Origin of the sequence: Rothia sp. HMSC036D11, assembly GCF_001814205.1 — a bacterium.
Taxonomy (GTDB): Bacteria; Actinomycetota; Actinomycetes; order Actinomycetales; family Micrococcaceae; genus Rothia; species Rothia dentocariosa.
The window spans coordinates 1-280 of record NZ_KV815307.1 but is presented as its reverse complement, the minus strand read 5'-3'; the positions used below and the strand labels follow the sequence as shown (position 1 = coordinate 280).

Sequence of the window (280 nt, the reverse complement as noted above, 5' to 3'; positions counted from 1 at the left end):
TGTTGGTGGTGTTTGCGTTCGCTGTATAGTTTTGGAACAACAAGCTGGCCCCGTTTTTGTGGGGTGGGTTGTTGTTTGGTGGTTTTGCGGTGGTGATAGCTTGGGGGAAACGCCCAGTATCCTTTTCGAACCTGGTGAGCTAAGCCCTGTGGTGTTGATGGTACTGCATCTTGGTGGGTGTGGGAGAGTAGATGGCTGCCGCAATAAATATTTTGTTTAGAGGTAAGTATGGGTGGGGGTTTCCTGTGGGGAGCTTTCGCCCATGCTTTTTTGTGTTTAA

Annotated in this window: 1 rRNA gene; it reads left to right on the top strand. The window is 49.3% G+C overall.

Features of this window, described 5'->3' with window-relative positions:
- The first annotated feature begins 85 nt into the window (after positions 1–85).
- Positions 86–204 (top strand): 5S ribosomal RNA (gene rrf / locus HMPREF2958_RS07220).
- Positions 205–280: the final 76 nt, after the last annotated feature.